Annotated in this window: 13 protein-coding genes; 9 read left to right on the top strand and 4 right to left on the bottom strand. The window is 49.1% G+C overall.

Going from position 1 to position 21,443, the window contains the following annotated elements; genetic code table 11:
• Window positions 1–216: 216 nt before the first annotated feature.
• The 3 genes from umuC to Q399_RS0113235 all read right to left on the bottom strand — a co-directional run bounded on the left by umuC (window position 217) and on the right by Q399_RS0113235 (window position 2,290).
• A complete protein-coding gene (gene umuC, locus Q399_RS0113245) occupies window positions 217–1,521 on the bottom strand; it encodes a translesion error-prone DNA polymerase V subunit UmuC (RefSeq protein WP_031569196.1) in 1,305 nt (434 codons plus the stop codon).
• Between the two features lie 2 nt (window positions 1,522–1,523).
• Window positions 1,524–1,967, bottom strand: a complete 444-nt coding sequence (gene umuD, locus Q399_RS0113240; protein ID WP_031569194.1) for a translesion error-prone DNA polymerase V autoproteolytic subunit — start codon at window positions 1,965–1,967, stop codon at window positions 1,524–1,526.
• Between the two features lie 107 nt (window positions 1,968–2,074).
• Entirely contained in the window at window positions 2,075–2,290 is a 216-nt protein-coding gene (locus Q399_RS0113235; protein ID WP_031569192.1) for a helix-turn-helix transcriptional regulator, read from the bottom strand.
• 579 nt (window positions 2,291–2,869) lie between these two features.
• On the opposite strand from Q399_RS0113235, the gene Q399_RS0113230 reads away from it, so the two are divergent.
• From Q399_RS0113230 to Q399_RS0113200, 7 genes are all read left to right on the top strand, one after another.
• On the top strand, window positions 2,870–3,931 hold the full coding sequence (locus Q399_RS0113230) for an efflux RND transporter periplasmic adaptor subunit (RefSeq protein ID WP_031569191.1): 1,062 nt from the start codon (window positions 2,870–2,872) through the stop codon (window positions 3,929–3,931).
• Window positions 3,931–6,972, top strand: a complete 3,042-nt coding sequence (locus Q399_RS0113225) for an efflux RND transporter permease subunit (protein WP_031569190.1) — start codon at window positions 3,931–3,933, stop codon at window positions 6,970–6,972. The genes Q399_RS0113230 and Q399_RS0113225 overlap by 1 nt, the downstream gene beginning before the upstream one ends.
• A gap of 79 nt (window positions 6,973–7,051) precedes the next feature.
• Window positions 7,052–8,782: an amidohydrolase gene (locus Q399_RS0113220; protein ID WP_031569189.1), complete on the top strand. Its 1,731-nt coding sequence runs from the start codon at window positions 7,052–7,054 to the stop codon at window positions 8,780–8,782.
• A gap of 118 nt (window positions 8,783–8,900) precedes the next feature.
• Window positions 8,901–10,322 carry a hypothetical protein gene (locus Q399_RS0113215; protein ID WP_157836296.1) on the top strand — a complete coding sequence of 474 codons (1,422 nt, stop codon included), beginning with the start codon at window positions 8,901–8,903 and terminating at the stop codon, window positions 10,320–10,322.
• Between the two features lie 237 nt (window positions 10,323–10,559).
• Window positions 10,560–11,096 (top strand): hypothetical protein, encoded by a 537-nt coding sequence (locus tag Q399_RS0113210; protein WP_031569186.1) that lies wholly within the window; start codon window positions 10,560–10,562, stop codon window positions 11,094–11,096.
• On the top strand, window positions 11,080–13,605 hold the full coding sequence (locus Q399_RS0113205) for a hypothetical protein (RefSeq protein WP_031569184.1): 2,526 nt from the start codon (window positions 11,080–11,082) through the stop codon (window positions 13,603–13,605). Before Q399_RS0113210 ends, Q399_RS0113205 begins: the two co-directional genes overlap by 17 nt.
• Window positions 13,602–17,216 carry a tyrosine-type recombinase/integrase gene (locus Q399_RS0113200; RefSeq protein WP_031569183.1) on the top strand — a complete coding sequence of 1,205 codons (3,615 nt, stop codon included), beginning with the start codon at window positions 13,602–13,604 and terminating at the stop codon, window positions 17,214–17,216. The genes Q399_RS0113205 and Q399_RS0113200 overlap by 4 nt, the downstream gene beginning before the upstream one ends.
• Before the next feature lie 220 nt (window positions 17,217–17,436).
• Here Q399_RS0113200 and Q399_RS0113195 read toward each other — a convergent pair whose 3' ends face one another.
• Window positions 17,437–19,053: an MFS transporter gene (locus tag Q399_RS0113195; RefSeq protein ID WP_031569182.1), complete on the bottom strand. Its 1,617-nt coding sequence runs from the start codon at window positions 19,051–19,053 to the stop codon at window positions 17,437–17,439.
• Between the two features lie 312 nt (window positions 19,054–19,365).
• On the opposite strand from Q399_RS0113195, the gene narL reads away from it, so the two are divergent.
• Window positions 19,366–20,055 (top strand): two-component system response regulator NarL, encoded by a 690-nt coding sequence (gene narL / locus Q399_RS0113190; protein ID WP_051685973.1) that lies wholly within the window; start codon window positions 19,366–19,368, stop codon window positions 20,053–20,055.
• 6 nt (window positions 20,056–20,061) lie between these two features.
• Window positions 20,062–21,351, top strand: a complete 1,290-nt coding sequence (moeA, locus tag Q399_RS0113185) for a molybdopterin molybdotransferase MoeA (RefSeq protein WP_051685972.1) — start codon at window positions 20,062–20,064, stop codon at window positions 21,349–21,351.
• Window positions 21,352–21,443: the final 92 nt, after the last annotated feature.

The following is a 21,443-nucleotide window of genomic DNA, read 5'->3' as shown; positions in this document are numbered from 1 at the left end:
AAAAGCATTGCTCAATGCAATTTGATAATCCAAAAATTTTCCCCATTGATTGAACGCTCTTAATTAGTTGTATCTGATATTCGCATGCTCTGAATTCCACTTTTAAGCAAACAAATTGTTTGATTTTGCTAAGACCATAAAGATCGCACTACCAGGAGATTACCTGTGCTGCGGCAACCCTTTAATTTAACAAAGCATTATGTCCGATCTTCACGCTTAGTTCGCTTTGGGGATTTCCACCCACTTCGTGGTATACGCCGGTGATAACAGCTGGCGTTTCATCGCCCAGTCTTGTTGCAGGCCTTTTGCGGCAAAAAACACTTTGGCTTTGCCGCTGTGGTTGATTTCATCCAGCACAGTCATCAGCGCTGGATTGGCCCGATATACGGGCGCTGCCTCATTAACGCTGCCGCCAGATGCGTCGGTAAACAGTTGCAGCTGTTCAATCCCTTCATCGTAAAAATCGGCCAGCATCACGCCAGCTTTTGCGTAGCGGTAACCGTCTTTCCAGATTTTCTTCAAAAGCTCCCCGGCTAGGTGCAGAAAATCCCGGGTGTCATCTGTTGGAGTCACTAGAACACCGGTTGCTGAATTGCTGTAAAACGGGTCTTGGCCGTGATTGCTAAACGGGCTAGTGCGGATAAATACGGTCAGCTGTTTGGCTTTGCTGCTTTGACTGCGTAGTTTCTCTGATGCGCGATGTACATATTCAGACACTGCCTGCTGCATATGAGAAAAGTCAGTGATGCGCTCGCTAAAAGCGCGGGAGCTGACGATTTCTTTTTTGTTAGCTACCACATCTTCCAGTGCCAGGCAGGACTCACCATTTAGCTCAGCCACGGTGCGTTCAATCGCCACAGAAAATTGCCGTCGCAGCATTTTCGGTGACGCATCCGCAAGCTGTAGTGCCGTATGAATACCTAACTCGTTTAGGCGTTTTGTCAGCTTACCACCAATGCCCCAGACTTCACTGACCGGCAACAATGCCATCAACTTACGCTGCCGTTCTTTGTTGGTTAAATCCACCACGCCCGCGGTTTTCTGCCACTTCTTGGCTGCATGGTTGGCAAGTTTTGCCAACGTTTTACTTGGTGCGATACCAACACACACCGTCATCCCAATCCAGTCTTGAATAGTTTGGCGGATGCTTAGTCCTAACTCCGTGAGCGATTGCGCATGCTCAACACCGGTTAAATCCAGGAAAGCTTCATCAATTGAATAGACTTCAACGGCTGGTGCCAACTGCTCCAAAGTCGACATTACCCTGGAAGAGATATCGGCATAGAGTGCATAGTTCGATGAAAACACCACGATGCGATGTTTATCAACCAGCTCACGCACCTGAAAGTACGGCACGCCCATTTTGATACCCAGCGCTTTTGCTTCCCGGGAACGGGCAATGACACAGCCGTCGTTGTTCGAGAGGACGACAACCGGCGTGTTGGCCAAATCTGGCCTGAACAACTTCTCACAAGAGGCATAGAAGTTATTGCAATCAACCAGCGCAAAGGTTTTGTTCATCGCTACAGAGTTTTATGCGAGCGGCTCATCTGCCGGATAACGTTCGTCACCACGCCAAAGATTTGCAGCTCGTTGTCGTTCGCAAGACAGATAGGTTGAAACGCGCTATTGCGTGGTACCAGCATCAGTTTTGGCCTTAAACACAGCTCTTTGACGGTAAACTCACCATCGACCTGTGCGACCACGATATCACCATGCACTGGCTTGACGGAGCGGTCGACCACCAGGATATCGTTATGGAAAATGCCGGCTTCAATCATGGATTCGCCCTCAACCCGCACAAAGAAAGTTGCAGCTGGGCGCTTAATACACAGCTCGTTTAAATCCAGCGTTTGCTCAACATAATCCTGCGCCGGCGATGGAAAACCTGCCGACACTTTGCTGACAAACAGTGGCAACTTTAGAGTGCTGCGGATCGCGGACTCACCAAGAAATGAAACGGACATAACCACCAATAACTGTATTTATATACAGCTATGATCGCACATATGCTTGTCTTGTCAACTTCAGCCATCGCGTTTGCGACGACTCACCGACATTGGCACTCAGCATATTATTCCGCTTGGGTCAGGTGATTCTGTTTAGGTAATGCATCCAGCCATAGGTCCAGGTCTTCTTTTAGATATCGAATCGAACGACCAATGCGGATAAAAGGCGGGGCAGGCGTGCGGTTCGCGCGTTGTCCTTCCATACGTGATTGACGTAAATAAGAGCGGCTCATGCCGAGGTAAGCCGCGGTTTCAATTTCTGTGAAGACGCGTTTTTCCACAAAGGGTCCAGAGCAAATTTAGTTTGAATAGCTTCAGTATAGGCGCGTGTTTTGTGGTCACTTAGTGAGGATTGCCGCAGACCTGCAGGGTGACTTGGATGCTTAGACTGTATTTAAGTTGTTGCATAGTGGAGAGCAGATTTTCGCACAGTCTGAATGCAAAGCTGACATTCGTTGGTTTCGATAGCCCTTCTTTTGTAAAACAACCCGCACCTCGAACTGGCAATTATTGTCATCAGGGTCTATCCATAGGGATACGACGACTGTGGGAGCTAATATGATTGGCTTCTTCTTCAAGTTACCTTGCTAACCTGCGATTTATAAGTCACATGACTAAGTGACGCCGCTATGTTAATTATTTGTGTTCAAGCTTGCGAGTGAATAGTAAATGAATTAATTTAATTATCAATTGGTTAATGTGTAATCGTTTCATATAGTTCGATATAGATGGCATTCCAATTGTAAACTCAAGTGTCTTGAATGCATTCAAAGGAATGACTGCAGATTATTAATAGTGGTTTTTTATCTTGCCGTCTTGATTGCCTGTCTGGGAATTTTTCCATTTCTGAGGACCCCTGTATGCGGTTAATTTTGAAAGCAGCACCCCTGAGTTTGATCACTGCATCACTGGTTTTTTTTGGCTGTTCCGAACCTCCAGGTCCAGTAGCGCCGAGCGAAGTAAAACCTAGGCCCGCATTGATTTACACTGTCCAACCGTCAGTCTTCAATGAAACCAGCTTCACCGGTGTGCTGAGAGCCGCACAGCGGGTTGAACTCGCGTTCCGGCAATCAGGCAAGTTAAATCAATTGGAAGTACTAGTCGGGCAACAGGTTCGGGTAGGACAGATACTCGCTGAGTTGGATAATCGTGAATTGGCTGTGCAACTGGATTCAGCAATGGTCGAGTTGAAGCAGGCGCAAGCAAACTATGACCGAGCCGCTGCAATTTACCGTGATTCGCAAGCGATCTCCCGCAGTGAGCTAGAGCAATTGGCCGCTAAACGCGATGTGGCTGCAAATAAAGTGAGCCAGGCAGAACAAAGCCTGGACAATTCAATTTTGAAAGCGCCGTTTTCCGGAGTGGTGGCACAAAAGCTTGCTAGTAATTTTCAGACGGTCCAGGCAAACCAACCGATATTGGTGCTGCAGGACCCGGAAAATTTGGAAATTGCCATCGAAGTACCGGCTAAATATTTTGTGTCGCCAAAAGCGGGCATGCATGGTTTAGTCGAAGTCGAAAATCTGCCGGCGCAACGTTTTGCCGTGACTTACCGGTATCATGCCAGAACGGCTGATCCGCTGGCCAATACCTATCAGGTTATTCTCGGTTTTGCTGAAACACCGGCCAGTCGTTTGCTACCAGGGATGAACGTTCGGGTATTTGCCAAATCAGCAGCCAGTGCGGGCCAGAATCTTGTATTGGTCCCAGTTACAGCTGTAGTGCCAACCAACCAAGGGCAGCAGTTTCTTTGGTTGGTCGGTCCCGATGGCAAAGTGCAGCGCAGGACTGTGATGGTTGGTCGGCTGTTTGGTGATCAAATTGAAGTGACCGATGGTTTACTTGCCGGCGATCGAATTGTGACGGCGGGGGTTCAGGCACTATCGGATGGCATGGCGGTGTACGCCATGGAGCAGCGCTGATGGATATTGCCCGTTACGCCATTGCAAAAAGAACCAGTCTCTGGGTCCTGATAGTGTTGCTGCTGGTCGGTGGATATCACAGCTATCAGCAGTTGGGCCGTTTTGAAGATCCTGAATTTATCATCCGTACCGCGGTTATTTCGACTCCCTACCCGGGCGCCAGTTCGCGCGAGGTAGCTGACGAAGTGACCGAGCTGATCGAGCGTTCGGTGCAGTCGCTGCAAGAAGTCAAACAGATCAAGTCTGTATCAGCACAAGGCATGTCAGAAGTGACTGTTGATATTGATATGCGCTTTGCCCGCACAGCTGCTGAGCTGGACCAAGTGTGGGACAAATTGCGGCGTAAAGTTGCTGATGCACAACGTCAATTGCCCAAAGGTGCCGGCCCGGCGCTAGTCAACGATGACTTTGCTGATGTCTACGCATTATTTTATGCCGTGACCGGTCAAGGGTACACGGACCAGCAACTTTATGATTATGTTGATTTTTTAAGTAAAGAGCTGGCGCTGGTCGATGGGGTGGCGAAAACGGCAATCTTGGCAAACCGGCAGGAGGAGATTTATCTCGAGTTCTCTGCCAGCAGACTTGCCGCTCTTGGCATGACCACTTCGCAAATATTCAATGTGTTACAGAAACAAAATCTGGTGGTCGCTGCCGGCGATTTGGCTGCGGGGCAATTACGGGTCCCACTGCGTCCGGCAAGCACAGTTGATAGCTTTACCGCTTTACAGCAGTTGCCAATCGGGGTCGGAGCCAACGGTACTGTGTTGGTTTTATCGGATGTGGCGACTATAAGCCGTGCTTCAAAACAACCGGCAGCACTACTGATGCATTATAACGGCGAGCGGGCAATTGGCCTTGGCATCTCCAATATCAAAGGCGGTAATGTCGTCAGGATGGGGGATGCCGTCAAGGCAAAACTTGCCTTGCTGGCGGCACAGCAACCGGTTGGCATGACGCTGCAAGAAGTGTCGGTGCAATCCGATAGTGTCAGAGCTTCGGTCGCCAGTTTTGTAGAGAATTTAGTCGCGGCCATTGTTATCGTCTTTCTGGTCTTGTTGTTTTTTATGGGGTTCCGCGCGGGGGTGATCATCGGGTTTGTGTTGCTGCTGACGGTTGCTGCGACGCTGATCATCATGCTGATTGATAATATCGCTATGCAACGGATCTCATTAGGGGCATTGATTATTGCCTTGGGGATGCTGGTTGATAATGCCATTGTGGTGACGGATGGAGTGCTGGTGAAGTTACGGCAGGGCGTGCCGGCGGATCAGGCGATCTGTGATGTGGTCAGGGCGACTGTCTGGCCTTTATTAGGCGGCACTTTGGTTGGTATCCTGGCTTTTAGCGCGATTGGCTTGTCACCCAGTGATATGGGCGAGTATGCCGGCTCCTTGTTTTGGGTCATTTTGTATTCGATGTTATTGAGTTGGGTGTTTGCTATTACGCTGACACCGATGTTGTGCCATCAGTTTTTAGCCGCCGACGCTGTCAAGCAACAGCAACCAAGTGCCTTGCTGAACGGCTATCGCAACTTGCTAAACCACGTTCTGCGCCAGCGTTGGCTGACCGGCGTCGCTCTGTGTTGTTTATTCGGGTTAGCAGTGTGGGGCATGCGATGGATCCCGCCAGGTTTTATGCCTGAATCACAACGGCCACAATTTGTGATTGATTTGTATCTACCGCAGGGCACAGCGATTGAGCATACCGAGCAATTGACCCGGCAAATCGTCAGCGAGGTGGCAAAACAGCCCGCGGTCACCAACATCACCAGTTTTACTGGCGGTGGCGGGTTACGCTTTATGTTGTCGTATGCACCTGAAGCACGCAATGCGGCTTATGGACAGTTGTTAGTCGATGTGACTGATGCCAAAGAAATCTCAGCGCTGGTCAGTCTATTACAACAGCAGTTATCTGCCGCATACCCGGATGTATCGGTCAAAGTCTGGAAGTTTATGCTGGGCCGGGGTGGTGGTAAGAAAATTGAAGCGGGCTTTAGCGGACCAGATCCAACAATACTGCGTGCTCTGGCAGAGCAGGCAAAATCGGTGATGTTAACGACGCCGGGGTTAATTGCGGTGCAGGACGACTGGCGTCAACAGGTACCTGTAATAGTACCTGTGTACGATGCAGCATTAATGCAGCAAGCAGGCCTTACTCAAATTGAGATCAATCAGGCATTACAGCAAGCGCTGCAAGGGCAACAGATTGGCTATTTTCGTGAACACAACCGTTTGATCCCTTTGGTTGTCAGGGCTCCTGCGTTGGAGCGCAATAGCCCGTCGGCACTGGATACCGTGCAGGTTATCAGCCCGATGACGCAAAAACCGCTGCCATTGCAAAGTTTGCAGGTGAGTGCCGCGGTGCAATGGCAAGATGCCATGATCCGCCGGATTGACCGGCAACCTACCATTTTGGCGCAGGCAGATCCGGCGCCAGGAGTACTGGCTGCCGATTCGTTTGCCCGACTTCGTCCACAGATTGAAGCGATCCCACTGCCGGCAGGCTACCGGTTAACTTGGTATGGCGAGTATAAAGCGTCAAACGATGCTAATCAGGGGATTGCAGCCTCGGCACCAATCGGTTTCGCGGCAATGGTTCTGACGGTGGTGCTGATGTTTAATGCGATTCGTCCGGCCATCGTGATCTGGTTAACGGTCCCGTTAGCTGTCGTTGGTGTGGTGGTTGGTTTGGTTGCATTTGCCACGCCTTTTGAATTTATGGCGATCCTCGGATTTTTGAGTCTGATTGGCATGATGGTTAAAAATGCGATTGTGCTGGTCGATGAGGCAGAACAAAACATCAAAGCTGGTTGCATGCCATATCTGGCAGTGATCGATGCCGCCGTGAGCCGGGCGAAACCGGTGATTTTGGGTGCTGTCACCACGATTCTCGGCGTGGCACCTTTAATGTTGGACCCGTTTTTTAAGAGCATGGCGGTGACCATTATGTTTGGTTTGTTATTTGCCACCGCGCTCACTTTGGTGGTCATTCCGCTATTGTATCTCGTGATTTACCGGATCCCGTCGTCAGAATCTTAACTAGATTAATGTTTAACCTACACACGTCTAGTTATGTTTGGTGACCGTAACTTTTTCAAGTCACATGGAGTTAGTTGCTATGAAACACTTTATTGTTTGGTCGTCTTTACTTTTGCTCGGTTGTGGCCAGCCTGCACTGGTAACTAATGAAAAGGCCATTCCGCCTGTAGTTGCAAGCGCGGATATTTATCATGGCGGTTCAATTATTACGATGGCCGGCGATACCCCTGAATATGCAGAGGCTGTGGTTGTTGAAAATGGTTTTATCTCATTTGTCGGTAGCAAAGAGGCGGCTGATAAGGCTTACACAGGCAAAGCGAACTATATAGATTTACGTGGGCAGACCATGTTACCTGGTTTTATTGATGCACATAGCCATGTGTTTGCAGTGGGGTTACAGGCTTCCGTAGCAAACTTGCTGCCTCCACCTGATGGCCAAGCAAAAACCGTTGACCAAATGCTCAACATTTTAAAAGATGCCCCAAAGCAATCAGAGTATCAACCATTCATCCAGAAGACTGGCGTAATCATCGGTTTCGGTTACGATGATGCTGAGTTGGACCGTTATCCACAGTCTGCTGATCTGGATAAGGTGTCAACCGAACTGCCAGTTTTAATTATGCATACCTCCGGGCATTTAAGTGTGGTTAATTCGGTCGCCTTAAAAATGCTCAACATTACCGCAGAGACAAAAAATCCCCCTGGTGGAGTGATCCGGCGTAAATCCGGCAGCAGTGAACCGGACGGTGTTTTGGAAGAAACCGCTCATTTTATGGCGCTGGGTAAACTGCTGAGCAAAATGGATCTCGAGCTTCAACAGTCTATGTTCCAACGTGGGCAACAGATGTATGCCAGCTATGGCTACACAACAGCTCAGGAAGGTCGTGCATCTGCAGACAGTGTTGCGATGATGCAAATGGCAGCCGAACGCGGCGAACTGCTGATGGATGTTGTTGCTTACCCGGATATCGTCAGCGATAGCAAAGCGATGTCGTCGCCGTATTATGCCAGTCAGTACAAACACCGGTTTAGAATTGCTGGTGTTAAGTTGACCTTGGATGGTTCGCCACAGGGAAAAACCGCGTGGTTAAGCCACCCTTACCACGTGGTACCGGTCGGGCAGGAACAGAGTTATGCCGGTTATCCGGTGTTTGACAATGAAAAGGCATCTGCATTTATTGACCAGGCGTACAGTAATAAATGGCAGTTATTGGTGCACGCGAACGGGGATGCCGCGATTGACCAGATGCTCGATGCGCTTGAAGTCGCCGCTGCTAAGCATGGCAATACAGACCGTCGCACAGTTTTAATCCATGGCCAGACGCTACGAGCTGATCAAATTACCCGATTAAAATCACTCGCTGTGTTTCCTTCCTTATTTCCAATGCACACCTATTATTGGGGGGATTGGCATCGGGAGTCTGTTCTTGGCGAAGAACGGGCTAATTTTATTTCACCGACCAGATCGGTGCGGGATGCCGGTTTGATGTTTACTAGCCATCATGATGCGCCGGTAGCATTGCCAAGCTCACTGCGGGTATTACATGCAACAGTTAATCGTGTGACCCGCAGCGGGCAGGTGTTAGGTGCTGACCAACGGGTCGACGCATATACGGCGCTAAAAGCGATGACGCATTGGGCTGCTCATCAACATTTTGAGGAACAGCGAAAAGGTAAATTAGCAGTAGGTTTTCAGGCTGACTTTGTGATCCTAAATCAAGACCCGTTAAAGATCGAACCGATGAAACTGAATGACTTAAAAATAATTCGAACTATCAGTGCAGGGAAAACGATTTTTGAAACTAAATAAGGCATGGAATCGGACTGTTTAGTTGATTCGAAAAGTGTATTAAGCCGTTATTACCTGCACAAACAGATTTTGGGAATTTACGCTTGAGTTCTATAGCTTGAAACAGAGGGAATAAGTTTTGGGAAAGCAAAATAATACAGGTTTAGTGTGCGCATTAATTTATGTTCTGGCTCTTCAAACGATTAGCCCAGCGCTCGCAGAGACTGCAAACGGATGGACTTATAGTAAAAGCAACGAATTTGGTGCGAACCTAGTGCGCGAAGATAACTTGTTCTGGCGAATGTCTGAACAATTTGCACCTGATAGTCAGTTTGATACCTCGACCCATTGGCTGGAGCTATATTTGGAACCAGGTTTCGCCGGTCAGTACCAGCAAGGCCGTCATCAGTTCTATGGTGAGATTTCTGTGGTTGCAACTGGAACCCTGGGAACCGATGCTTTTGCGAATGGGGATACTGGTCGTGTAACCATCGAAGATGCTTATGTTGGTTACCGGCGGCAATTTAGTGACCACAGCCGGCTGGATGTATCAGCAGGGGCTCAAGAGTTTAGCACAGGGTCCGGCATGTTGATTTCCAACGGTGGATCTAGCGGGTTTGAGCGCGGGGCGCTGAAATTCGGACCGCGCAAAGCTTGGAAGAATACAATGATTGCGCGTGTTCAGCATGAGCAAGTCGAGTTTTCTTTGTTCAGTTTATCTCCAAACGATCTGGATTCAAACATTACCAACACCGATATTACTGGTATTGATTTCAGAATTTCGCCTGAAAGCATAATTAAATTTGCTGGTGTAACAGCTGGTAAGATCACTGAGTCTTTGTCCCCGTACCCACAAGCTGGTTTAGATGGCGTATCAGCCCCTACAATAATTGAAAAGGGCCGTGATGGTCTTAAATTCGTTTATGGTTACACCAAAATGAGTCTTGAAGATCAAGGGCAGCGAGTATGGACGACCGAAATAGACATTAGCAAAGAGACGCACGAGATCTTGGATATGGCAGCAGACGCAGCGCGCTTACGTTTAGGTGTCAATTGGCAAAAACAAAAGTGGCAACCAACAATTACTTATACATATCAGCAGTTTAGTGGTGATGATCCGTTTACCGCAACACTTGAGAGATTTGACCCATTGTATTACGAGGGGTCGCCAAATGCTTGGTCAAGCGGTTCGAAGTCGTCAATGATGTTTATTAATTCAAATCTACGAGTCCACCAGCTTGCAGTACGTTGGCTACCGGGCGCCCAACATATTTTGACGTTTCGAATTGCAAGAGTCTTGGCAGATGAATTACGCAGTCCCATCCAATTCGGTCAGGCAACCAGACTTGATCTAGCTGATGGGCTCTCAAGTGTTGTGACTGGGGTAAACGCAAGGCATTTGTCGGACGATTATTTCATTGAGTACAACCACATAATCAACCGAAATAATTATCTCAATTTCGGTGCTGCAATCGCACGCCCAGGAGAAGGTATTAAGCAGTTACTGACCACGGATCAGATTTGGACCGGAGGTTTTGTGAATTTCGTCAGTCTGTTTTAGCAAATGCGACCATCAGAGAGCAAGTCCATAATCAGGTTGTCTTGTTCTCTGATACCTAAACAAAATCAAGGAAATCCGTTTCTCGCAAATACATTATTTTATATCCGCTCATCTCTGAGATGACTTCAACCCCAACCAAATTTAGAGTTGATGAGGAACGACATTTACACCCACTTGCCTAGCATCAATTCGCGTTATATGTTGGCTACTCAAGCAGAGGAAAGTAGCTAAGCATTGATGCAAGAAATTGAATTTAATCGGATTTCAGGACTACATCCAAAAGCGGAAGCTCTGGTTAAGCAGTTGCATGCGGTCTCTTATACTGCCTCGGTAAAAGACATTGAGCCTGCTGGTTTGTTGGCGCTTGCCAGGCTTTATCCTATCCATGTGGTTGAAAAAGAAAGTCCGATAGTCACTGATGCTAAAGATAGCGCTGTTCAAGAGGAATCTAAATTTCAGGTGATTGCGGGCTTTCGGCTGTATGAACTGATGTGTACAGCGCGGGTGTTATCGGTTCAAGACGCGCAGCTGTTTAACTTGATTCCTGTCATCATTCACCAAAACATCAAACCAAAGGAAATTGTGGCGCTGGCTGAACTGGATTTGGCAGGCAGTCCTTTGCTGTTTTCCCTTGGCAATAAAGTCTTTGAACAGCTGAGGCTTATCAAAAACCACGTCAGTGCTGACACGCTCAACGTGCTCCCGAAATACCGGAATCTGCGCTATGTAAAAGACACTAGCCTGCCGCAACAAGCTGATGAACTCGATGCCTGATTGGTCATTTGCCTTTGAGACCTTTCAGTTAGACCCCGAACAAGGCCAGCGCTTGCCAAGTCTGCTGGAAAGATTAAACGCCCCTGCGGATTTGGTTGGGATTGCCGGGGTGTTTGAAAATGCCAAAGCAGCGCTTGCCTTGCCGCTGATGCGGGATGTCAGCAGTTTGGACGATGTTGTTGAAGACCTGCGTCTATTGGAGGAGTTGATTTATCGCTGCCATGCTCAGATCACGCCAGCCAAAAAACACCAACGTTTGTGGCGAAACACCAGCCAGACAAAAGTACGTAGCGTCTTACGTGGTACCATAGATAAAAACCCTTTTTATTCGTTGTTCTACTTAAATAGTGCGGAAAATCAGCTGTTTTTTCACTGGTTGCGACAATTTTTGTTCACTTTTCGTCAGGCAACGATGCAGAACTATGGGATCAGCATAGGTTTCAAGGAGCATGATTTTAATACCATCAGCATTATGATGCGTCGGTTAACCGATGAAAATCCAGTCGGTTTGGAATGGCTTAAAAAAGCGGATTGTCAGTATTGCCCAAGCTATTTCGCATTTATTGAGTTTTTGTATGACCTGGCGGACTACTTTGTTGCGCATAGTGAGTTGCCGCCGGACTATCGCACAGCGAGAGGGGCATTAAAGTCTAAAGATCCGCGACGGAAGAATCAGTATTTTTATCACGAAATAATGGACGTCATAAAGATTCTGCGGATCACACAGGGATTTGAGAAAAAGCGCACAGCCAGCGGGCCCCGGGGTGGGCAAGGGCCCGGTAGGGACATCGTCAGTGGATTAAGCAGTCATGGTATTTCAGCACTCACTGGCAGTGCACTGCTTTATCCGGAAACGTTGATTGAAACCAATGGTGCGCCAGATACGCTCTATTCGTTGCTCGAAACTGACTACGGCGAAGACGAGTTTGACGCAGGAGAGGAATTATTTGAACAACCTGCAACAGAAGCCTTTATCTTCGCCGAACACGAACCGATTGAGCACTATATCACCGCATTTCATGGCCGACGGGTCGCAGGGGCCGTCCGCAAACGTGTAGAGCGTCAACATCAGTACTTACCATCTTCGTTTCAGTCGTTATCTGGTACCCAGCTTCGGAGCATTTTAAAGGTTTGCTTCAGTGCAAAAGATTATGACCAGGAGCCTGCAAAGCTCATATTGTTGATGTTGTTTTGTGCGCGGCATGAACCTGGATTCAGGGCATCAAGAGTCACAGCCGATTTGAGTGAAAATCGGTTTGACGTCGTTTATTTGCGCGAAGACGGTAGGGAAGTGGGGTTGCCAGCGTATGCCATCAACTATGAGCATGACCTGCGCCAGGTGGATGCAACTCCGCTTGCGGAAGGAGTCAGGTTACCATTTCCGGACGAGTTGGTTGAGTGGTTAGAAGCTGACATTTCTAAAAATCGGTTATACCGAGAGAATCGATTATTAGGTGACCTCGAACAAACGGCAGGCATCGACATATTTTACAGGCTTAGCATGCAAGGTGAACTGTCGGGTATCTCTTTATCCCAGGTCGCTAATCATTTGTTTATCCGGGCTTGCCAACGCTTTGGCAGTGCCACTGCCACGCTGATGTTTGGCAGGCCGGCACCTGGCAGTCAGGCACGTTTGTATTATACGGCACTACCTTTAGTGGAAATTCGGGCGCGTTATCGCGAGCTCATTGAAGAGATGTCGGTGAGTAGTGGCGTGCCTCTGACCTTTTCGCAAAATGACGACCAGTTGCCCATTCCGTCATTGTCACTTGGCTGTCGCTATCTGCCGACTTTGCAGCAATATGTCGATGCCTTGGCTGGGCTTCGAAAGCATCTGGAGCAGTTAAAGAAGTCACTGCTTACCGATGACCAATGGTTAGTGTTTCACAATCACTTTACTGTCTATTCGGTCCTCTGCCAGGGATTGCTGACTGGCATGCGGCCCACGCATCATGGCTTTATCCGCTCGAGTGATATTCTTCATGGCGTCGATGTGGCGGTGCTGCGCGATAAAGATACTGAAGATGAGTTCCACAGCCGAACGATCCCGCTTCATCCGCTTGCTATTCAAATTGCTGAGAACTACCAGAGTCATATTGAAGCGATGGCCGGACGGATGCACCGGATTGGGATGTTACAACCCTGGCATTTGCTCCAGTGCCCCACGCCATTTTTCTTCACCAACGCCGGGCGCAAGCGCAAGGATGGCGACAAAACCATCCGGGTCGCCATCACGCCATTTCGGCCCAAGAAATATGCCGACTTGCTCGCACCTTGGATAGATTTACCTGCCAACAGTCACCGCCGTTTCTTGCGCTCTTATCTGGATATGAAACGGGTTCCTGCCGAAATCATTGACGCTTACATCGGGCATGGCAATCTTGGGGAACACTTTTGGAATGCACAATCCACATTGTCGTTTACCGATATTCGTCAGGCGTTGAGACCTCAGCTTGATGAGCTCATTCGGCTGTTGGATATTCGCGCGATGACCGGGCTTTGTTCATGAAAATCAGGGAATTGCCACTTGAGCTCATCACTATTATGGATGGGGTGGGGCTGAAGGCTACACAGCGTATCGAGAGCGACCTGATCATTCTGCAGCAATCTGACTATGACAATCTGTTTTGGGCGATTTTCAGTCCAGAGCATGAGCGCGCCAGAAAGTCGAAATCCCGCACGCATTCGGCGATTGAATTATTAGCGCATCTGAATAATTACATCGTGGCTCATCGCAACAAGGGGGAATTCGCCAAGCTAAATCTGCGCAATCCGATACAGCTCAGACGGCCAAAGCCGCCACTGCGTCAGGGGAACTTGCAGCTACTGCCTCTGCTGGAGCAATGTGATAAAAAACTTCTGTTGCAAAAAGCCGATGATGAACATGCTGGAATGGCGCCTGATGGCAAGCCGCAGCTACTCAGTCATTCGGACTGGACGCTGTGCCTGGGGCGGCTGCTGTACTGTGCGATGCGATTTGGTGGTTTGTTGCGGGGGGATTTGCAAAGCGAGTTACTGCAAGTCTTTCTGCAGGATAAACCGTATTGCCATCAGGACGTGATTTGGTTCGAGTTAACCGGTCAGGCGGGCGAAACTCATCTATGGCTGCCAGATCCGGTGTCCTTGCTACTGATTAATGCTTTTATTCAGGCAAAACAACACATCCAACAAGTCCCTGCGCTCCCACCGCAGCCGGAAAAATATATCCGGGCTTTTTTACGTCATGAGGGCCATGCAGAGCTTGCCGGGATGACAACAACAGCAATGCGGGAATTGATATTGGCAAGGTTGTCGCTTCATATGACCCCATGCCTGCTTGGGGTGATGAGTGATAGCGAGCCGAACCTGACACTCGACCCGGTTTCGTTTTACCGGTTATTAGGCGGACGATATCCCGGGCAGGAAGCGATTGTTGAAGACACAGCTGACGCCTCAGCAGAACTCTCAGCACCAATCTCGACAGTCGTGCGCACTCGCGAAGCTGAAAAGCGCCCCAGTTATTCGAAATCGCTGAGCTCGGTCACCGCCTGTGCCGATGTCATGAAAGATGTGAGGGACATCTTAAGAGGTGCGGCGGCTGCACTTCAGAGCGCTGAAAATGCCTCTGCGAAAACCGGCACTTCGAAGACACAAAGCACTTTTAGTGGCCTCAAAGACGCCAGTCAACAGATTGCCAGTATTGCCAACAATCCGGATTTGAATTTGTTGCCGGTGACGCGCGAATTAATCAGCTGGGCATCACATCGGCTGGTGATGAAAAGTCATTGGTCCGGCAGGATCCGGCCCAAAAGTTTACTGAGCTATCTCGGTACTATCTTTGAGCCACTTAGCCGACGGTTCCAAGAGCAACGCATCGAGCTACTGTTAGCTGAAAGTCTGGATGAAGCTTACGTAGACATCATTGATGGCGCGCCCAGCAGTGCCGGGAAAACAAAGCGTGCCCGTGTGTTGCGGGATTTTCACATCTATCTGATGAAAATTTATGGCTTGGCGCAAAGTTACGTGTTTACGCAAGCCATCGTCCAAGGCGAGCGGAACAAGGCCGAGTTGGTCGATGCCAATATTCTGCTGCCGGCAGAATATGCAAGGGCCTTAGCGTATTTGGCAGACCAAGACAACGATGTGGCGAAGGCTCAGAGTCTTTTACTGATTTTGGGGTTTCGCTGTGGCCTCAGACGCAGCGAAGCGTACATGCTGCGGCTACAAGATTTCGAAATTCAGCGGGATGACCTTGGTGAGTGGATAGCAAGCTCGGTGGTGGTTGTCGTCAACCCGCATGAAGAGCGGGGGCTGAAGTCAGATTCCGCGACACGTCGTGTCCCCCTTGGTCTTCTGGCGAGCGCGGATGAAATCCGGCTGCTGTTTGATTTTATGCAATCGAGGCCCCGCAAAGAACGGGGGCCGCAATATCTGTTTTCGCAAAAAAATAAATATGCGGAGCTGTATCCGGATGACCAGCTATTTAACGGGTTGGTGCAGGTCCTGCAGATTATCACCGATGACGCAACCTTTCGTTTTCACCGCCTAAGACATAGTTTTGCCACCTGGCTGTTCTGGTCCTGGCAAGCGGATAAATATCCCCATGCATTTCCACTGAAAACACAGTTACAGCACCCGGTGATGGCGCATTTAGCGATGGCAAAAGCGCAGTACTTTCAACAGCTGCAGGCTATGCCGAGCCGAAAAACGCTACATGCAATTAGTCTGATGACCGGTCACTCAGGTCCGTCGATTACCACTTTTCATTACCTGCATTCGATGCACTGGGCCATCGTTGCGGAGTTTTGGCGAGACAGTCATTTCTCCCGAGAGCGGGAAATAGAATTGCTGGGGCTTCATCGGCGGACGGTGTTTCGTCATTTAGAGCAGGGCCATTTGGCAGGACTGGTAGCCAAACAGCTTCAGCCATTTTGTCATGCCATCCCAGAAGCACCCCCGGCGCAGCAGCTTGCGGAGGCTATTCATCTAAAAATCTACGGTCACGCGGATAGCCGTTTTTACCAAGCGCTGCATTATTATCAAAACAACTTCAAAGAAATATCGCTCAAAGCGTTGGAGAAGAAGTATCTGGTTGATATCGACAGACTCAAGGCTGCGGTGGATGCTTGGCAGGTGGTGGTGCATGCAAAGCCGATGAGCGGGAAGTGCAAGTTATCTTATGAAAGGGGATTGGCGCAGCTGAATGAGGAATATGGCGAGAGTCACAGTGATAGTTATCGCGACAGTGATGGCCATAGGGATAATGAAGATGAGAAGAAGTTATTGCATAGACCTCATGTCCGAGTACCGATTTGGCCACGTCATCGTCGGGATGCAGCTGTTGCCCTGCAAATATTGGTGATGTATCAAAAGTTAACCGCCGAAGAGCAATCGATGGTTCTCGCGGCGGCAAGTTATGTCGTCTGGGTATGCCCGGGTAAATTCAGTGACATCCGCTTCTTTTACAAAAATCGCCTGGTGGACTTTGTCGAAAATATCAAACCCATCATCCAAAAGCTGGAACCCAGGCAAAAAATCAAGCTGTCGCTTCGTAATAAAGCCGAACCTGACGCCTGGCTGCGAAAATCATTGATGAGAAAGCGGGGGCTGAATCTGAGGATGTTCAAGCGAATGTTAATAAGACACCCGCAGTACTTATTTATTGAAAATCGCTACTATGTATCGTTAAACCTGACTCGCGTGATAGACAGCGAATCCCTGACCCCAAGAAACTCCGGTTACGGCCTGAAAACCGCCTTGATTGGTCTGTATTACCTCCATTGCCGCGACAATCCTCATATCGAGTTCTACACACAGAAATACAGCAGGGAAGTGCCGCCTATTGCTCCGAAGGAAACCGAAACGACACAAGCAAGTACGCAGGTCACGACGCCGCAAACTCAAGACATCGAGTCAGTACACTACGACAGCCAGGGTTTGGAACTGATAATGGATGCCGGTCCGGAACTGTATGACCCAAGCCTTTTGGACCCAATTCTTTATGATTGGGACAGCCCGAAGACTTCGAAAAAGAAGCCCCGGGAGAAAAAGCTCTCAGAGCAGGAGCTGTGGATTCAGAAATGCTACGAAAACTTGATGAATTCTCCAAATACGCCTGAGGAAGATGGTTCGGGGCAATAGTTTACTCACCTTGTCGCATTAGACTATGACTGACCGTTCTTTTTGATTAGTGGCCTTTGAAAACCGTACTAGGAACTGCTGGGAAAAATCTATTTGGTTGGTGGTGATTCAGTAATTTTCCAGCGATAGTGCGATCGATATTCAAAGAGTCTAACGCGTCAAAAACAAAAGCCAGCTCAGAGGCTCATCTGGGCTGGCTTTTTTGTTGTGCTAAAGCGGCCTATGGATTGTAGAACTCGCCATCTTTACGCAGATAGAAGAACCAGTTCAAGAGCAAACAAATTGCGTAAAACACAGCAAAGCCAACCATTGCATATTCTGGAGTGGCCGCTTTAATTTGTTCGCCAAATACCTGTGGAATGTAAAACGCACCGTATGCTGCGACTGCGGATGTCCAGCCTAACACCGGGCCCGCTTGTTCTTTTGGAAAAACCACGGCGATTGTGCGAAAGGTGGAGCCATTGCCGATTCCGCTGGCTGCAAACAGGCCAAGAAAGATTAAAAAGAACGGCATGAAGAACTGCTCTGGTGTCGCCGACTGATAGGCTTGCTGCATATAGTAGCCTGCACCTAATGCACACAGCACCATCACCACCGAGCATAATTGAGTGACTAGTGCGCCACCGAGTTTATCTGCCAGCCAACCACCAACCGGACGAATTAATGCGCCGATAAATGGCGCTATCCAAGCGTAAGTTAAAGCGCTGGGTGCATTTGGATTCACGGCATTATGGATCATCACGCCATCAACCAGTTGATGGCTGTAACCAAAAATGACCTGAATAGAAAGCGGGAACGCCGCAGAAAACCCGATAAAAGAACCAAAAGTCATAACGTATAACACGCTCATCACCCAGGTGTGTTTGTTGCCAAAAATCTGATACTGGCGTTCTAAGCTGGCCCGAATGGTACCTGGCAGTAGTTTCAGCAAAAAGACAGTCGCGAATAACACCGCGATTAACACCAGCTCTTTTGGGATGCCGAAGCCTGAACCGTTAGCGGAAACAGGGAGCATCAACCACAGGCCGGCGATTGCAGTGATAAAGCCGATGGCCAGCATCGACAGCTGGATCGCAAAGGACACTGGTGCTGATGGCAGTTTGGGCGTGACTTCATCGGTATTGATGTTGTTCATGCCAAACCAGGTAGCAAAAGCCAGAGGCACTAACAATAGTAACCAGACAAAACCACCATTTTGTACCCAGGTTTCACTACCCGCAGGAATAGCGCCTATCAAGGTGCCGCTGGCCTTTTGCAGAGTCATCGAGTCGCCACCACCAAGCACAGTGAAAGCACCGAATGTCATGAAAAGGGGTACCAGAATTTGCATACTGGTAACGCCAAAATTACCAAGACCAGCATTTAAGCCCAAGGCCAGGCCTTGCTGCTTTTTTGGGAAAAAGAAGCTGATATTTGACATCGATGCCGCAAAGTTACCGCCACCAATACCGGATAAAAGTGCCATTAGCTGGAATACCCAAAACGGCGTGTTTTTGTCCTGTAAAGCGATACCAGTCCCAATCGCAGGGATCATCAGCAAAGACGTGGTTAAAAAGATGGTGTAGCGGCCGCCACACAAGCGCACAAAAAAACTGGCGGGGATGCGTAGTGTTGCGCCGGTCAAACCGGCAATGGCCGTCAGTGAAAACAAATCGCTGGCGCTATAAGGAAAACCCAGGTTCAGCATTTGGACCGTTAGAATGCTCCAAAGCATCCATACGGCAAAACCGCACAATAAACTGGGGATAGAGATCCAAAGGTTCCGTGTGGCGATGGATTTACCCGTCTGCGACCAGAATTGGTCGTCTTCTGGCTGCCATCGTTTTAAATCGGCCATAAACACTCCTGCATAGTTTTACATATCGCGACAACTATGCAGGCTGCGCTTTGGGCTCTCAATGGATCTGAATAGTTAGCTAAATGTACCAATACACTTGTTAGGGATACCTACAATGAGGTATCTAGTGATGCAGATTGCTAATCTTCTCCTTATAAAACAATTGGATAAATCTGCTCGCAAGAGCGGCTGCCTCGTTACTAAATCGCGCTGCCATTTCGGTGTTTTGTCAGGACATGATATAAATCAACATGAAGATAAATGACCTATTCCTTAATAGGCACCTGACTGGTTGCAAACAGGAAACCCAACATGCCAGAGCTGCAAACCCAAACAACGGAAACGCCAGACACTGAGACCTACAGTGTGATGTTGGTCGATGACCACCCACTGCTTCGCAAAGGCCTGCGTCAGCTGCTGGCTTTTGAAGATGAACTGCAGATTGTGGCGGAAGCCAGCTCCGGTGCCGAAGCAATTGTTTTAGCAAACGAACTGGATCCGGATTTAATTATTCTGGATTTGAACATGCAGGGTATGGATGGTCATCAGACGCTGAAAAAATTACGGGACGATGGCGTCACTTCCCGCATCGTGATGCTCACGGTATCGGATTCGAATGAAGATGTGATCAAAGCGATCAGTCTGGGCGCTGATGGTTATTTGCTCAAAGATTCAGATCCGGATGAATTACTTGAGCAAATCAAAAAAGCAGTGCATGGCAAAATGGTGCTCAGTGAAGCAGTGAATGCAGCACTTGCTGATGCGATCCGCAGACCAGTGGAAAAGCCTGCGACTGATCTCAGTCAACTGACGAACCGTGAACAAGAAATTCTGGAATTAATTGCAAAAGGGCGGAGCAATAAATTGATTGCCCGCGAGCTCGACATTTCAGATGGTACAGTCAAAGTTCATGTGAAGCATTTGCTGAAAAAACTAAATTTACGCTCACGCGTAGAAGCTGCAGTCTGGATGGTAAATTTTCAGGGCAAAAAAGGTAGCTAGAACTTGATGACCAGCACCATGCAACCAAAAGTGTCGATGCTGCCGCTTCCTGAGGCGCAACAGCGTTTATTAACCGCAATCCGCAGCAGAATGCAATTAACTGCGACCACCGTCAGTATTTTCTCTGCATTAGACCGCACGCTTGCTGCTGACCTGTTTTCACCTATTGCAGTCCCAACCGCGACTAATTCAGCGATGGACGGTTACGCGTTGCGTTTTGCCGATGTGACGTTAAACCCACAACAACGCTGGCAGGTGGCTGGACAAAGTCTGGCCGGCCACCCGTTTGACGGTGAGGTTCCGCCTGGGGCTTGTATTCGGATCACAACCGGCGCTGTGATGCCGGCAGATCTGGATACTGTGGTGATGCAAGAGGATACACAGTGGGCCGGGGATGACGCGACAGCGCTTTTCATCAAACAGCGGCCGATCGCCGGGCAACATATCCGTTTATGCGGCAGCGAATTAGAAATCGGTCAATTAGTTTTGCCACAGGGCACTGTGTTAGGACCATTGCAACTTGGTTTACTGGCGACTTTAGGGATTGCACAGGTCTCGGTTTATAAAAAGGTTCGGGTCGGCGTGTTATCCAGCGGCGATGAATTAAGACAGCCGGGAGAAGTGCTGCAGGACGGCGATTTGTTTGACAGCAACAGAATTATGCTGCTGTCCGTGCTAAAACGGTTTGGCTGTGATGTAGTCGATTTAGGCTGGGTGCGGGATGATCCGCAGGCGCTCCGGTCTTTGCTGCAAAAGGCTGCCGATTCTGTCGATGTGATAGTCTCAAGTGGCGGCGTGTCAGTGGGTGATGCGGATTATACCCGTCAGGTGCTCAGCGAACTGGGACAAATGGATTTCTGGCAGGTTGCCATCAAGCCAGGCAAACCCTTCGCGTTTGGCTGGTTGAACCGGTCTGATACCGAACGTCGCGCTCAAATCCCGCCAGTCTGGTTATTCGGCCTGCCAGGCAACCCGGTTTCCGCCGCGGTCACCTGTGAGCAACTACTGATACCGGCTCTGCAATTATTAAGTGGTCAACAAGTTCAAAAACCGGTGTTGTGGCCGGCTAAAACGGTGCAGGGCTTGCGTAAAAAGCCCGGCCGGCTGGACATGCAACGCGTCAGTTTACAGGTCACCGCTGACGGCATCAAAGCGGAGTCTGTAGGGACTGACAGTTCAGGGATGTTGAGTTCGATGATGCATGCTGATGCTTTGACGTGGCTTGAACAACAACGCAATAACGTAGAACCTGGCGAAGACATTTGGGTCCAGCCCAAAAGTTGCTGGTGGCGTTAAGCGCAAAAAGCATTAACGTTCAGGGATACTCCTTTTGCGCCGCGGACAGCGGCGTTTTTATTGATGTAGCGCAAAGCCAGCGGCTGTTGCCA

Source organism: Rheinheimera texasensis DSM 17496 (assembly GCF_000711985.1).
In the GTDB taxonomy this organism is placed as follows: domain Bacteria; phylum Pseudomonadota; class Gammaproteobacteria; order Enterobacterales; family Alteromonadaceae; genus Pararheinheimera; species Pararheinheimera texasensis.
The sequence above is the reverse complement of the archived record's forward strand: the minus strand, read 5'-3'. Positions and strand labels throughout refer to the sequence as shown.